Annotated in this window: 14 protein-coding genes; 4 read left to right on the top strand and 10 right to left on the bottom strand. The window is 42.5% G+C overall.

Annotated elements, in window-relative coordinates; translation table 11 throughout:
* Nucleotides 1-31: 31 nt before the first annotated feature.
* Together HG263_RS15915 and HG263_RS15910 are read left to right on the top strand one after the other, a co-directional pair.
* Nucleotides 32-610 (top strand): glutathione S-transferase family protein, encoded by a 579-nt coding sequence (locus HG263_RS15915; protein ID WP_171627076.1) that lies wholly within the window; start codon nucleotides 32-34, stop codon nucleotides 608-610.
* A gap of 25 nt (nucleotides 611-635) precedes the next feature.
* The gene (locus HG263_RS15910) at nucleotides 636-986 is read left to right on the top strand and encodes a DUF2750 domain-containing protein (protein WP_171627075.1); all 351 of its coding nucleotides are present in this window, start codon (nucleotides 636-638) and stop codon (nucleotides 984-986) included.
* On the opposite strand, the gene HG263_RS15905 is transcribed toward HG263_RS15910, so the two are convergent.
* From HG263_RS15905 to ndk, 10 genes are all read right to left on the bottom strand, one after another.
* Nucleotides 963-1,352, bottom strand: a complete 390-nt coding sequence (locus tag HG263_RS15905; protein ID WP_171627074.1) for a VOC family protein — start codon at nucleotides 1,350-1,352, stop codon at nucleotides 963-965. The genes HG263_RS15910 and HG263_RS15905 overlap by 24 nt on opposite strands.
* 519 nt (nucleotides 1,353-1,871) lie before the next feature.
* Nucleotides 1,872-3,347 carry a ribosome biogenesis GTPase Der gene (gene der, locus HG263_RS15900; protein ID WP_171627073.1) on the bottom strand — a complete coding sequence of 492 codons (1,476 nt, stop codon included), beginning with the start codon at nucleotides 3,345-3,347 and terminating at the stop codon, nucleotides 1,872-1,874.
* 72 nt (nucleotides 3,348-3,419) lie between these two features.
* Nucleotides 3,420-4,592, bottom strand: a complete 1,173-nt coding sequence (gene bamB / locus HG263_RS15895) for an outer membrane protein assembly factor BamB (RefSeq protein ID WP_171627072.1) — start codon at nucleotides 4,590-4,592, stop codon at nucleotides 3,420-3,422.
* An 8-nt stretch (nucleotides 4,593-4,600) separates the two neighbouring features.
* Nucleotides 4,601-5,221, bottom strand: a complete 621-nt coding sequence (locus tag HG263_RS15890; protein WP_171627071.1) for a YfgM family protein — start codon at nucleotides 5,219-5,221, stop codon at nucleotides 4,601-4,603.
* 9 nt (nucleotides 5,222-5,230) lie between these two features.
* Nucleotides 5,231-6,508 carry a histidine--tRNA ligase gene (gene hisS, locus HG263_RS15885; protein ID WP_171627070.1) on the bottom strand — a complete coding sequence of 426 codons (1,278 nt, stop codon included), beginning with the start codon at nucleotides 6,506-6,508 and terminating at the stop codon, nucleotides 5,231-5,233.
* Between the two features lie 164 nt (nucleotides 6,509-6,672).
* Nucleotides 6,673-7,791 carry a flavodoxin-dependent (E)-4-hydroxy-3-methylbut-2-enyl-diphosphate synthase gene (ispG, locus tag HG263_RS15880; RefSeq protein WP_171627069.1) on the bottom strand — a complete coding sequence of 373 codons (1,119 nt, stop codon included), beginning with the start codon at nucleotides 7,789-7,791 and terminating at the stop codon, nucleotides 6,673-6,675.
* Between the two features lie 7 nt (nucleotides 7,792-7,798).
* Nucleotides 7,799-8,716, bottom strand: coding sequence for a RodZ domain-containing protein (locus tag HG263_RS15875; protein ID WP_171627068.1), 918 nt, complete (start codon nucleotides 8,714-8,716; stop codon nucleotides 7,799-7,801).
* Nucleotides 8,713-10,236: a type IV pilus biogenesis/stability protein PilW gene (gene pilW / locus HG263_RS15870; RefSeq protein WP_171627067.1), complete on the bottom strand. Its 1,524-nt coding sequence runs from the start codon at nucleotides 10,234-10,236 to the stop codon at nucleotides 8,713-8,715. The genes HG263_RS15875 and pilW overlap by 4 nt, the downstream gene beginning before the upstream one ends.
* Nucleotides 10,237-10,361: 125 nt before the next feature.
* The gene (rlmN, locus tag HG263_RS15865) at nucleotides 10,362-11,498 is read right to left on the bottom strand and encodes a dual-specificity RNA methyltransferase RlmN (protein WP_171627066.1); all 1,137 of its coding nucleotides are present in this window, start codon (nucleotides 11,496-11,498) and stop codon (nucleotides 10,362-10,364) included.
* A gap of 203 nt (nucleotides 11,499-11,701) precedes the next feature.
* Nucleotides 11,702-12,133 (bottom strand): nucleoside-diphosphate kinase, encoded by a 432-nt coding sequence (gene ndk / locus HG263_RS15860; protein WP_171627065.1) that lies wholly within the window; start codon nucleotides 12,131-12,133, stop codon nucleotides 11,702-11,704.
* A gap of 255 nt (nucleotides 12,134-12,388) precedes the next feature.
* On the opposite strand from ndk, the gene trhP reads away from it, so the two are divergent.
* Together trhP and HG263_RS15850 are read left to right on the top strand one after the other, a co-directional pair.
* Nucleotides 12,389-13,747, top strand: a complete 1,359-nt coding sequence (gene trhP / locus HG263_RS15855) for a prephenate-dependent tRNA uridine(34) hydroxylase TrhP (protein ID WP_171627064.1) — start codon at nucleotides 12,389-12,391, stop codon at nucleotides 13,745-13,747.
* A 2-nt stretch (nucleotides 13,748-13,749) separates the two neighbouring features.
* Nucleotides 13,750-14,001 carry a YfhL family 4Fe-4S dicluster ferredoxin gene (locus HG263_RS15850; protein WP_171627063.1) on the top strand — a complete coding sequence of 84 codons (252 nt, stop codon included), beginning with the start codon at nucleotides 13,750-13,752 and terminating at the stop codon, nucleotides 13,999-14,001.
* The last annotated feature ends 31 nt before the right edge of the window (nucleotides 14,002-14,032 follow it).

Genomic DNA, 14,032 nt, shown 5'->3' with positions numbered 1-14,032 from the left:
TATAGACTTTACAAATAGAAAAGGAATCATTATGCAACTATATGGCTCAGATACTTCCCCCTTTGCAAGACGTATCAGGATATTTGCAACGTGTCATAACTTACCTGTTAGTTATCAACACTTAGATATTTTCGATGATAAAGACAGAGCCACCTTAATTGCTAACAATCCGGCTCGAAAAATTCCTTTTCTCATCGATGGACAAAATACCATTTGTGATTCTGGTGCTATTTATCGCTACTTGGCTGACAAATTCGGCCTAACTAAAATGACCTACTGGCAAGAGAATCAGCTCGTCAATATTAATGCCTGTAATGATTCTTTAGTAGAGCTTTTATTGTGCACACGCTCAGGGTTAGATACACAATCAGATGCGCTATTTTTTAACCTACAAAGAGAACGCATTGAAGCGATATTGTCAGATTTAAATGAACAATGTGTGAAAAGTGACTTTTTAGACTGCGACTATCTGCAGATCAGTTTATACTGCTTGCTAGATTGGATTGAATTTAGAAAATTAACTGATTTAAGTTCGTTTACCGCGTTACTGCATTTTTACGAAGTACACAGTAACTTACCAGGAAGTACAGATTCAGACCCGAGAATATAGTTGTCACATATAGAAGGTAAAGGCAATGAGCGACATTGAAATAGAATCAGAGTTAGTCACTTTTGTAGAACAAGTTCGTACCAACCAACAGATCTGGGCCCTTGGTTCTGAAGATGGTGGCGTTGTAGTATGTGAGTCTAATCAGTTTGAAGAAACTGATGTACTACTGATTTGGGATAGCGAACAAAAAGCCCAAGCTCAGTGCAAAGATGAATGGCAAGACTATTCACCTTTAGTTATTACGCTCGATGAATTTTTAGATGAGTGGGTTGAAGACCTAAACGAAGATCAAGCGCTATTTGGCCTAAACTGGAATGATGACAATGTCTGCGTTGAAATTGAGCCTGTAGGGTTAGCTCGCGCACTCGTTGACTAAGGCGATTAAAGTTCCCTCAATAGCGCGTACATAAGCTTGCGCGCTTGTGCCTTTAGTATTTGGTGGCATTAAAGGTTCAGCACCAGCAATCACCGCCCTATCATAACTTTCGCTGACATTGTCACATTTTATAGTAAGCTCGAATCCTAGTGCGGGTTGTTTAGGCTGTGCGCGAATATAGCTTTGCTTGAATTGAGCTTGAGCGAGAGGGTGGCTTGCAAAGCCCAATATTACCTCCCCACTATCTAACTCACCATAGTCACCAGATTCAGTCAGGCTTTGAGTGCTAAGACCGAACGCTTGGTAGTAAAAGTCGAGTACTTCCTCAACGTTATCTACATAAATTACTGTTTTGGCATAGCGCATTAATTAACCACTTAAAATAAAAATCATCCAACGTACTGAAGCGCTCATCAACCGCAATCAGTAATAGCTATCTGCTAAGCATAAAGTTAAATACGGGCAAATTACAACCAAGTTATATCAATTGCTTTAAATTAATGATCAGATATTGCGATAGATAAATGGCTTAGTAACTAACCTCAGCTGAGGTTAACTAGGCAAAAACCTCGGTATGTAGTTATTCTACATAAATAACGTTTAACACCGTTAACGAGTCATTTAGCTCACTAGAATACTCAATGTTTTAAAGCAGTGGGTATTATTAGGGTTATGTTCTTTGCTGTTTAATTTTTATTCCCCGAAGGGAAACTCTTGATTGCCATTTCTACTCAGACTACTGCAAAAACAAACTAGAAAGCTCAACCGGCTCTAAAAGTGACTACTAAACCTTCATTGCCATAGGGCAATAAATACAAAAAATCCGCAAACTCGAAAGTTTGCGGATTATATCTTTTAGAATAAACGTGCTTTTAGCGTGTAAAATTAAGACTTGTTACGGTTTTCTTTGGTAAACGCCCTAAGTTTGCGCTTTTGCGACAATGTCATCTTATTCGTACGACCTGCGTATGGGTTATCCCCTTCGCGGAACTCAATTTTAATTGGTGTTCCCATAATATTAAGCGCTTTACGGTAGTAGTTCATTAAATAGCGCTTGTAGCTATCAGGTAAGTCATGTACTTGGTTACCATGAATAACGATCCTAGGAGGGTTGTAGCCCCCTGCGTGCGCATATTTAAGCTTAACGCGTCGACCTCGTACCAATGGTGGTTGGTGATCAGCCTGCGCCATATCCATAATTCTACGCAACATCGCTGTACTAATACGTTTAGTTGCTGAGTCGTATGCTTCATCTACCGATTCAAATAGGTGCCCAACTCCGGTACCATGTAATGCAGATATAAAGTGCAAACGGGCAAAATCAATAAAGCCTAAGCGACGGTCTAATTCTGACTTAATACGCTCTTTCACGTAGTCATCCAGCCCATCCCACTTGTTCACTGCAATCACCAAAGAACGTCCCGAATTCAAAGCAAAGCCGAGTAAACTTAAGTCTTGATCTGAGATCCCATCTCTTGCATCAACAACCAATAACACCACATTGGCATCTTCAATCGCTTTTAGCGTTTTGATCACTGAGAACTTTTCCACGACATCGCTGACTTTTTTGCGTTTACGTACACCTGCGGTGTCAATAAGCACATATTCACGTTCATTACGTGTCATTGGAATATAAATGGAATCTCGCGTTGTACCTGGCATGTCATAAACAATAACACGTTCTTCACCCAGTATGCGGTTAGTCAACGTCGACTTACCCACATTTGGACGACCGATGATGGCCAGCTTGATTGGCTTATCTTCAAAAGCTGATTTTCCGTCTTCGTCAGTACCTTCTTCACCCTCAAGGTAGAGCTCAGCCAGTTGCGAATCATCTTGCGCTAGCTCTTCTTCTTGCTCGGCTAATTCTGCAATAACGGGTTGCAATGTCACATCTAATAGCTGCGTTACACCACGGCCATGAGCCGCTGCAATTTGATATACTTCGCCAAGCGCTAGCTGATAAAACTCAGCACAGTTCGAATCAGCGTCAATACCATCGGTTTTATTCGCCACCAAAAAACATTTCTTTTGTTGTTTGCGTAAGTGCTGTGCAATAGCCTGATCGGCAGCATTCATGCCTGCGCGCGCATCTACCAAGAAAAGGACAATATCAGCTTCTTCAATCGCTAATAGCGATTGCTCGGCCATTTCTGTTTCAATGCCCTCTTCAGAGCCATCAATACCGCCAGTATCGACCACGATAAACTCATAGCCATCATAGCTGGCTTGACCATATTTACGATCCCGCGTTAGGCCAGGAAAATCTGCCACCAAAGCATCTCGAGTACGCGTTAAGCGGTTAAACAGTGTGGATTTACCCACATTAGGTCGCCCAACAAGAGCGATCACCGGAAGCATAGACTACCTCTTTAATAAACAACAAAAGGCTTCGCAAAGCGAAGCCTTAACAAACTTAACTAAAATTAAGTGTTACGGAATTTTAACTGCGCTAACTTCACCATTGCGGGTGTAAATAATCAGCTTATCATCAGCCACAACAGGCTCTACAAAAAAGCCTGAGCTATCAAACGTTTCACGGGCAACCAACTGACCGGTTTGTTTATCTAGCCAATGTAAATTGCCTTCCTGATCACCAAGGGCAACATAATTCCCCACGACAGCTGGTGCCGTTAAATACCAACCTCTTAGTGCAGGCTGACTCCAACGTTCAATACCTGAATCTTTATCCAACGCATAAACAACGCCGTTACTATCAACTAAGTAAAGAACATTTAAATCTAAACTCAAATCGCGGTAACTACTGTATTCTCGTTTCCAAACTACGTTGCCGCTTCGCACATCAACGGCTGCTAAATTACCATTATAGCCTATTGCGTAAGCCATTGCGCCGCTGACAACAGGCTTTGTGTCAACATCAACCAAGCGTTCAAACTCTGATGAACCTTTAGCAATAGCAACATCCGCACTCCATGCACTGTAACCATTTTCGGCGATCAGAACAGATAACTTCCCGCTTTCTTCACCAAATAACACGCCACCATTCGCAGCAGTTGGAGAGCTCAAACCACGCAATGTTAATGCTGGTACTTCTTGTTCATGACGCCAACGCTCTTCACCCGTGTCAGGGTGCAATGCAAGCAACTTACCGGAACCTAAATTCACATATATCAGTCCGTCACCAGCAGCAGGTGACGATAGTGCTTCACCAGGCACATTTTTACGCCAAATGATTTCGCCAGAATCTCGGTTTAAGGCAATTACTTCGCCGTGCTCAGAACCTATGTAGATATTTCCATAAGCCTGCAATATACCGCCTGCGAGCTTAGCACTATCATTGTCTTCCCAAGGCCAAAATGCAGGTTCCTTACGGGTATCTGTTTGCCACAAGATTTCACCCGTTTCTAAGTTAAGCGCTTTAACTTGACCATAGCGCTCGGCAACAAAAACGGTATCTTTGTATACTGTTGGTGTGAGGCGAGAGAAATAATGCTCTACACCATTACCAACACTTTCTTGCCAAACAACTTGTGTTTCAAATTGATTGTTGATCTCTGGCAATACCAGTTCGTCTTCATCACTAGATGAACATCCTAACAGCGACGCCATACATAGCGCCAAGGTGGCCATACTGAGCTTATTCATATTGACTCCTATGCTGCAGGTTGTGCTGAAGCTAAGTCATCTAACTTAATTTTAAGCAAAGTATTGGAACCCTCAGTCGATGCTTCCAGTGCGGCTTGGTATTGAGATTTCGCTTGCTCTTTGTCACCTTGAGCTAAGAAAATGTCACCTTTGATTTCTGAAATCTGTGCTTTAAAGCTCTCAGGCATCGGCTTATCTAGTGTTGCTAACGCTTCTTCAAATTGCTGTTGCGCCAATTGCACGCGAGCTAATCGCGTTATAGCCGTTGCTTTAAGCTCTAAGTTTTGGACATTATCTGCAGCCCACTGTAGCTTCTGAGCCGCCACATCTAACTGCTGTTTTTCAGCCGCTTCTTTAGCCGCAACAAATGCCGCTAAGACTGCGTAGTTAGAATCACCATTTTCTTTTACAAAGCTGTCGCTTACAGCTAAAACATCTTCGCTTTCAACAAATTGGTTATAAGCATTTGATGCCGCTTCTGCGCTATCAATTTGGCTTTGATTATAAGCTTTCCAGCCATATAAACCACCTAAACCAATAATAATGCCCAACGCCAAAGACACCCCATTTTCACGGAAAAATCGTTTTATAGCCTCAGCTTGTTGTTCTTCTGTTGAGTAAATTTCCATTATAACCTCTTATGCTATCAGCGCTTGTAATAGAGTTTTAACCTCATCCAAGGACACTGTGATCTGTTCTTGTTGTTCGCGCAGATATTTTACGGTTACCTTACCTTGAGCAAGCTCATCTTCACCAAGGATCAATGCAACCAATGCATCACTCTTATCTGCTCGTTTTAATTGTTTCTTAAAGTTGCCGCCGCCTGCATGTACCATAACGCGCAACCCTTCGACTTCATTTCTAAGTTGCTCCGCTATCACTGGCGCTTGAATGCTGGCTTTATCACCCATTGCCGCAACATAAACATCCGCATTGCGACGAATATCACCAACACAGTTAAGCTCTTGTAGCATTAACACTAGACGCTCAAGGCCCATTGCAAAGCCAACAGCTGGCGTGCCTTTACCACCTAGTTGCTCAACTAAGCCATCATAACGACCACCGGCACACACTGTGCCTTGCGCCCCTAAGCTATCCGTAACCCATTCAAAAACGGTGCGATTGTAGTAATCTAAGCCACGAACCAGCTTTTCATTAACGCGGTATTTGACGCCAGCAGCATCTAATCGTTCACATAAATTTTGAAAATGCGCCTGCGACTCTTCATCAAGATGTTCTGACAACTTAGGCGCATCGACTAAAATCGCTTGCACCTCAGGATTTTTGCTATCTAATACACGTAATGGATTAGTATGCATGCGACGCTTACTATCATCATCCAGCTGCTCAACATGTTGCTCTAAAAAAGCAACTAACGCATCTCTGTAGAGCGCACGAGCTTCGTTTGAACCAAGCGAGTTAAGCTCTAAGGTAACATACTCACTAATACCAAATTCTTGCCAAAGGCGCGCCGTTAATAAGATTACCTCAGCGTCAATGTCAGCGCTGGCGATACCATACGTTTCTACACCAAACTGGTGGAACTGACGGTAGCGACCTTTTTGTGGGCGTTCGTGTCTAAACATCGGCCCCATATACCAAAGACGCTGCTCTTGGTTATACAGTAAGCCATGCTGATTACCCGCGCGAACACACACTGCAGTTCCCTCTGGGCGCAATGTAAGGCTATCGCCGCTGCGGTCTTCAAAGGTGTACATTTCTTTTTCGACGATGTCGGTTACTTCGCCGATAGAGCGTTTAAATAAATCAGTAGACTCAACAATAGGAAAACGGATCTCTTGATAACCATAAGACGCCACCGTTTTGCGTAACGTATCTTCTACTTTCTGCCAAATTTGCGTTGTACCAGGCAGACAGTCGTTCATACCACGAACTGCTTGAATTTGTTTTGCCACTTAAATTCCTAAAAAATCTGTTTCTTATCAATAAGATCGTCGCAAAGTACCTGACTTGCGTAAAAAAGTAATCGCTCATTATACCCAAACAGGCTAAAAATGCGACCTACAGCATAGACAGGCTAAACACGAGATAAAAAAATGACCTCGTCAATATATGCTGCTTATTCTACAATCTTGATATCTATTTCTGGCTGTTGCTCTTTTTTTGCAACAAATTCACGAACCTGCGCTTCTAATTGGGCCACGATATTGTCATTATCAATACGCAGCTTTTGTCGCTCTCCGTTAATATATAAGCCCGAGCGGCGATTTGCCCCCGCTAGACCAATATCACTCACCAGCGCCTCTCCAGGCCCATTTACAACACAGCCGATCACCGAAACGGAGATAGGAGTGATGATGTCCTCTAAGCGTTCTTCAAGTTGATTCATGGTGTTAACCACATCAAACTCTTGACGAGAGCAACTTGGGCAAGCAATAAAGTTAATACCGCGAGAGCGAATACGTAGTGATTTTAAAATATCAAAACCCACTTTAATTTCTTGCACAGGATCTGCTGCAAGCGATACGCGTAATGTATCACCAATACCCTCCGCCAACAGCATACCTAAACCAACAGCTGATTTCACAGAACCAGAGCGGAATCCTCCCGCTTCGGTGATCCCCAGATGCAATGGCTGCTCTATCTCTTTAGCTAACAATCGATACGCACCAACCGCTAAAAACACATCTGATGCCTTTACCGACACTTTAAACTGGTCAAAATTCAAACGCTGTAAAATTTCCACGTGACGCATCGCCGATTCAAGCAAGGCTTCTGGCGTTGGTTCACCATACTTTTCCTGTAAGTCTCGTTCGAGTGAGCCACCATTTACACCTATACGAATTGGAATATTTCGTTCAGATGCGGCATCAACGACGGCACGGATACGATCTTCAGAGCCGATATTACCGGGGTTAATGCGCAAGCAATCCGCGCCATATTGCGCTACTTTGAGGGCAATTCGGTAATCAAAGTGGATATCTGTCACAAGTGGAATATCGACTTGCTCTTTGATACTTTTAAACGCTTCAGCAGCATCCATGGTTGGTACAGATACACGTACAATATCTGCACCCGCATCTTGAATAGCGCGAATTTGCGCAACCGTTGCGTCTATATCAAGCGTATTGGTATTGGTCATAGATTGCACCGCGATCGGTGCTCCGTCTCCAATCGGAACATTTCCCACATTAATGCGTGTTGATTTTCTGCGTTTTATCGGAGATTCTGAAAACATAAGACGGTTACTCTGCTAACGGTAATTTAAATTTTGCTAAACGATTTCTTGGTAAGCTAGATAAGTCAATTAATTGCCCATCCAATTCAACTTCAACCACTTGGTGTTTGCCCAACACGATAGAAAAAGGCGCTTTACCTGATACAGTCATGGTGTAACCCGCTTTTTTAACACCAAATGCAATGCGCTCTTGTGTTGCATCAAATATTTCAACCCAACTGTCATCACTAAACCGCATTACGACTGTACTTATCGATGGGTCTTTTTTTTCTTCAACCACCTCTACAACAGTCATTTCATCGGTTTGAACTGGCTCAACAGATTCGTCTAGCAAGGTCGTTTGATTATTGATAGATTCACTATCAGCAGCAGATGTGCTTACTTGACTAGAGGTATCATTTGAACTGAAAGAGTCTATATCTAACTGCTTTGTACTTTCAGATTCTACACCTATGGGTTGTTCGCCAAGTGGCTGTGCATTAGTCGTTGTTGAAGGCGACAAATTAGCATCCGTTGAGCTGTCGTTAGTCTGCCAAAACCAGATCCCCGACGAGCCCAATACCAACGCTAATATCAAATAACTAAAAATCATTAATCGATTATCGCTCGCTTCTTTTTCAGTGCGCCTTGAAAAGCTCTGCATTCTCTTGGTTGGTTCAGGTGCTTTAGGAGCATCCATCAAGGCTAACAATTGCTGTGCATCGATACCAAGCAAGGCACTGTAACTTTTGATATAACCTCGAATAAAAGTAACAGGGCCTAAGTCTTGATAATCATCTTGTTCTAACTTAGTTACTTGCAACGCGGTTAATTTTAGGCGTTGCGACACATCTTCAACACTCATGCCAGCAGCAATTCTAGCTGTTTGAAACGATTGTCCTATTGTAGGGACTTGTTCTTCCATTTCGATGTTTTCTTGCTTCATAAAACGTAACTATCAGGGTTCACAATCAGTAATCCATGACCTTCTTTTAAGGCCACATCCGGTGTTAATTCATTCCATCGCATTAAATCGTCGATCAACAATCCATGTTGAGTCGCTATTTTGAATAAAGTATCTCCTGCTTGAATAGTATGCATTGTTGCAGGGTTATTTAGATAAATTTTCTGCCCAGCATTCACCCTATCTGATTCTTTTAAGCTATTCCAACGCAGTAAATCAACCAACTTAATATCGTATCTGACCGACAAACTAAATACGTTTTCGCCAGCTTGTATTATATGAAATGGTACTTTTGGTGCACTTACTTTTTCGTTCACTAGAGGTAAGTTTTGCACATTTTCTTCAAAAGCTCGTGCCGTTTTAGTTAGGCTCGTTGCTACTTTACCAAATTGCACGTCGTTCGGATCAGGTTCGTAAAAACGAACAATACTTTCACTGGTTTGCTCAACCTGCACTTGGTCCTTTATTGGAGCAGTTGCCACACTTGAAGAACCCGCTAATTTTTGCTCGCTCGCCATAGTAGGTTTTGCTGCTGAACCCGCTGTGAATTGCGTATCAGGTCGCAATGACATGCTTTGCGATTTAGGCATTTGCGTCGCAGCCTCATCAATCACCTTACGCTTAACCTTTATTTTTGGCTGGAGGGATAAATGAGAAGGCGATTTTTGAGTTATTTTTTTAAGCTGAGCTAAACGATACTGCTCTTTCAAATGAGCAAACTCATTGTTATGAATTTGCTCATTCAATAATGCTTTCGCTTGAAAAGAATCAGGGTACGTTTGAATCAGCAAATCAGCGGTTTCTTGTGCCTTTTGCAGATGTCCCATACTAACGTGCAAAAGATGCTGCAAAAGCATACTTCGTGGTGAAACAAAGCCTTTATCGGAGTAATTTTCTAATACTCCCATTGCTTGATGTAAATCACTTTTAGCATAAAACAGAGCAGCTAAACCAATGAGTGCAGACTGACTGCGACCATCATGTGCAATCGCACTATTAAGGTAGTCTTCAGCTTTTGAAAAGTTATCTTGTTTTATGGCACATAGCGCTAAATTTTCATAGCTGCGCGATACTCGCAGATAACTAGGCACGTCGATGGCTTTAAAAAACTGCTCGCTGGCTGCTTGATATTCACCAATACGACACAAGAACGTACCATAATTATTGAGGGTATTTGGGTCATTAGGAGCGATACTAAGCGCCTTTTGATAAGCTTTGCGAGCTCGCCCATCTTCACCTACTTGTTCGTAGTAATATGCCAAAGAATAATGACCTTGAGGCAGGTCAGGCGCAAGCTGTAATGCCTTTTCAAGGTTATACTTTGCTTGACTTGTATTACCTGAGCGCAAATATTGCAAAGCCAGAGTAATGCGCGTTTTAGCGGCTTCTTGGTTATTTACTTCGTTTCGTACATTAGGCTTATTTCTGGTGACTGAACTTGTTTCAGTAACACACCCAGATAATAAACCGATTGCAACGATAGAAATCAAGCAAGAACGCATGCACGACCCTTTATGTAATAACACTGTGCCCTTATACTACCTAAAAGTCCTTATGATTCATCTATTTTTTATCATAAGGACCTATTTAAAATATCGCCAGGTGCTTTTTTACACTGCTTTGTGTATTAATTCGCACTGACCTTAACAGCAATAGCATTATCTTCACGTTGCTGCTTTTTAGCCAAACGCTTAGTTCTGTCTACCACATCACCCACTAATTGACCACATGCGGCATCAATATCATCCCCGCGAGTACGACGCACAATACAGGTTAAACCTGCCGCTTGTAACACTTTTGAGAAGCGATCTATACGACTATTACTTGAGCGACCATATTCATTACCTGGGAATGGGTTAAACGGAATAAGGTTAATTTTCGATGGTGTACCTTTAAGTACTTTTACCAACTCATGAGCATGATCCGTACTGTCGTTTACGCCCTGCAACATCACGTATTCAATGGTCACATCTTTATTCGCTTTTGAACCGTCGATGTAACGACGACATGCAGCCAAAAACTCTTCAATTGGGTACTTTTTGTTAATTGGCACTAGTACATCACGCAATTCGTTGTTTGGTGCGTGTAATGAAATCGCCAGTGCAACATCAATTTTTTCTTTCAGAATATCAAGTGCAGGTACGACCCCTGAAGTACTCAATGTCACGCGACGTTTCGACAAGCCAAACGCCCAATCGTCCATCATTAACTCCATTGCAGGCACAACGTTGTTAAGGTTAAGCAACGGCTCTCCCATCCCCATCATCACCACGTTAGTGACAGGACGCTTAGTGCTATCGCCATCATGAAGACCAATATCTTTTGCAACACGCCATACTTGACCAATGATCTCCGACACTTTTAAGTTGCGGTTAAAGCCTTGTTGCGCAGTAGAACAGAACGTACACTCCAACGCACATCCCACTTGAGAAGACACACATAACGTCGCACGCTCTTTTTCAGGGATCCAAACGGTTTCAACTTCTTGCCCGCCATCAAGCAACAAAGCGTATTTTATAGTGCCATCGCTGGCCACTTGCTTGACCGAGATTTCAGGCGCTCTAACCTCGCATTCAGCCGCTAACTTTGCTTTGAGCTTTTTATTAATGTTACTCATTTGCTCGAAGTCATCCACGCCGAAATGGTAGATCCATTTCATTACTTGATCAGCACGAAACGGCTTTTCGCCAAACGACGCAAATAGCTCTCGCATGCCCTCGCGGTTTAAATCAAGCAAATTAATCTTTTTTTCTGTAGTGGCCATGAAACAACCTCAATTCAAGTGACGGTATAACATTAGTAAGGCAGCCGCACATTGTACAAAAAACATGCAACAATAACAATCTTAGCGAATTGTTTTGCTAAATGCTCAACAGCATAAGCATTTAGCAAAGTATTCGATACGAAGTATTCGATACGAAAAAAAGGGCTCGAAAGCCCTTCTTTCATTTGCTCATAAACTCGAAATTAACGAGTACGTGGGCAAAGCTCTTCTTCAGCGAAGAAGTAAGCGATTTCGCGAGCAGCTGACTCAGGTGCATCTGAACCGTGTACTGCGTTTTCATCGATGCTGTCTGCGTAGTCAGCACGTAAAGTACCAGCTAGTGCTTCAGCAGGGTTAGTAGCACCCATGATTTCACGGTTCTTACGAACTGCATCTTCACCTTCAAGAACCTGAACCTTAACTGGACCAGAAGTCATGAAAGAAACTAAAGCACCGAAGAAAGGACGCTCTTTGTGCTCTGCGTAGAAACCTTCAGCTTTCTCTTGAGAAAGGTGAACCATTTTAGAAGCAACGATCTTAAGACCAGCTGATTCGAAACGGTTATAGATTGCACCGATGTGGTTTTTAGCTACCGCATCAGGCTTGATGATTGAAAAAGTACGCTCTAAAGCCATCTTTTTTGCTCCAAAATAGTTTGTGATTATTGACGGGCGCGAATTATACGCGTTTTAGCTGCAAAAACCTACTACATTTACCTGTAATGTGGTTAGGTCCATGCGTGAGTAAACTTAATTCTGAATAAAACAAATCATGATCTAAATCAAAAGCGCTTTTTCGATGCTGATTTATACTGCGCCGCTTTTTTATTTCGAGTCAATTTTGACCCCAACAGCTGGCTTGTAACCAGTTCGATGTATGAGGTTTTTATCATGTTTGTACCAGAACTCCTTTCACCTGCGGGTAGTTTAAAGAATATGCGTTACGCTTTTGCGTATGGCGCAGATGCAGTTTACGCCGGTCAACCACGTTACAGCTTACGTGTGCGTAACAACGAGTTTGACTTAGACAACCTCGCATTAGGCATAAATGAAGCGCATCAACAAAACAAAAAGCTCTATGTAGTATCTAATATTGCACCGCACAACAGTAAAGTAAAAACTTACTTACGTGATATTGAGCCCGTTATCGCCATGCAACCCGATGCATTGATCATGTCAGACCCAGGTTTAATCATGCTAGTACGTGACAAATGGCCTGACATGCCAATTCATTTATCCGTACAGGCCAACGCAGTGAACTACGCTAGTGTGCAGTTTTGGGCCAAACAAGGTATAGAGCGCGTGATCTTATCCCGAGAACTGTCACTAGAAGAGATCGCTGAAATTCGCCAGTTATGCCCGCAAACTGAGCTAGAAGTATTTGTTCATGGCGCTTTATGTATGGCCTATTCAGGCCGCTGTTTATTGTCTGGTTACATCAATAAACGCGATCCCAACCAAGGCACTTGCACCAATGCTTGTCGCTGGGAATATGACGTAAAACCAGCAAAAGAAACCGACACGGGTGATGTGGTTCATAAAATCGACCCTAAGGCTGTGATCCCAACACTCGGTGAAGGCCAGCCAACATCAGAAGTATTTATGCTTGAAGAGCAAGGTCGCCCCGGAGAGTATATGCCAGCTTTTGAAGATGAGCATGGCACATACATCATGAACTCTAAAGACTTACGTGCTGTGCAGTATGTTGATCAGCTGACCAAAATGGGCGTCCATAGCTTAAAAATTGAGGGGCGAACCAAATCTTTTTACTATGTCGCACGTACCGCACAGGTTTATCGCAAAGCCATTAATGATGCTGTTGCGGGTAAACCATTTGATCCTAACCTAATGCATACGTTGGAAAACCTAGCGCATCGTGGCTATACCGAAGGCTTTTTAAAGCGCCATACACATCAAGACTATCAAAACTATGAATATGGCCACTCGGTGTCAGACAAGCAGCAGTTTGTGGGTGAAGTGCTTGGTCGCCACGACAATGGTCTTGTTGAAATTGATGTTAAAAACAAATTCTGTACCGGTCACAGCCTTGAACTTATGACACCACAAGGAAACATCTCGTTTAATCTTGAGCATATGGAAAACAAAAAAGGTGAGCGTATTGATGATGCCAAAGGCTCAGGTCACATTGTTAAGATCCCACTGCCTGAAGACATCAACTTAGATCACGCCATACTTATGCGTAATTTAGACAACAACCAAGATACACGTAATCCGTTCAAAAAGGCCTAACCATGGCCTTGATGATCAACTCTAAGTGTATCAATTGTGATATGTGCGATCCTGAATGCCCTAATCAGGCCATTTATTTTGGTGAAAAGATATATGAGATTGACCCAGATAAATGCACTGAATGTGTTGGCCATTATGATACGCCAACATGTGTCAGTGTTTGCCCGATTGACTGCATCAAGCCAGATCCGAATCATAAAGAAGACTTAGATACTTTAGCTGAGAAATATTTGCGCCTAACTGGCCAAAGTTGACCCAAGATACACAACGAAAAAAGGCTCACAA

Origin of the sequence: Pseudoalteromonas caenipelagi (assembly GCF_013140855.1) — a bacterium.
Lineage (GTDB): Bacteria > Pseudomonadota > Gammaproteobacteria > Enterobacterales > Alteromonadaceae > Pseudoalteromonas > Pseudoalteromonas caenipelagi.
The sequence above is the reverse complement of the archived record's forward strand: the minus strand, read 5'-3'. Positions and strand labels throughout refer to the sequence as shown.

Bases quoted from the DNA above. Each gene is read 5' to 3' on its own strand.
- bamB (WP_171627072.1), bottom strand. From the start codon at position 4,592: ATGAATAAGCTCAGTATGGCCACCTTGGCGCTATGTATGGCGTCGCTG.
- ndk (WP_171627065.1), bottom strand. From the start codon at position 12,133: ATGGCTTTAGAGCGTACTTTTTCAATCATCAAGCCTGATGCGGTAGCT.
- HG263_RS15875 (WP_171627068.1), bottom strand. From the start codon at position 8,716: ATGAAGCAAGAAAACATCGAAATGGAAGAACAAGTCCCTACAATAGGA.
- HG263_RS15910 (WP_171627075.1), top strand. From the start codon at position 636: ATGAGCGACATTGAAATAGAATCAGAGTTAGTCACTTTTGTAGAACAA.
- trhP (WP_171627064.1), top strand. From the start codon at position 12,389: ATGTTTGTACCAGAACTCCTTTCACCTGCGGGTAGTTTAAAGAATATG.
- HG263_RS15890 (WP_171627071.1), bottom strand. From the start codon at position 5,221: ATGGAAATTTACTCAACAGAAGAACAACAAGCTGAGGCTATAAAACGA.
- ispG (WP_171627069.1), bottom strand. From the start codon at position 7,791: ATGTTTTCAGAATCTCCGATAAAACGCAGAAAATCAACACGCATTAAT.
- HG263_RS15915 (WP_171627076.1), top strand. From the start codon at position 32: ATGCAACTATATGGCTCAGATACTTCCCCCTTTGCAAGACGTATCAGG.
- pilW (WP_171627067.1), bottom strand. From the start codon at position 10,236: ATGCGTTCTTGCTTGATTTCTATCGTTGCAATCGGTTTATTATCTGGG.
- HG263_RS15905 (WP_171627074.1), bottom strand. From the start codon at position 1,352: ATGCGCTATGCCAAAACAGTAATTTATGTAGATAACGTTGAGGAAGTA.
- HG263_RS15850 (WP_171627063.1), top strand. From the start codon at position 13,750: ATGGCCTTGATGATCAACTCTAAGTGTATCAATTGTGATATGTGCGAT.
- rlmN (WP_171627066.1), bottom strand. From the start codon at position 11,498: ATGGCCACTACAGAAAAAAAGATTAATTTGCTTGATTTAAACCGCGAG.
- der (WP_171627073.1), bottom strand. From the start codon at position 3,347: ATGCTTCCGGTGATCGCTCTTGTTGGGCGACCTAATGTGGGTAAATCC.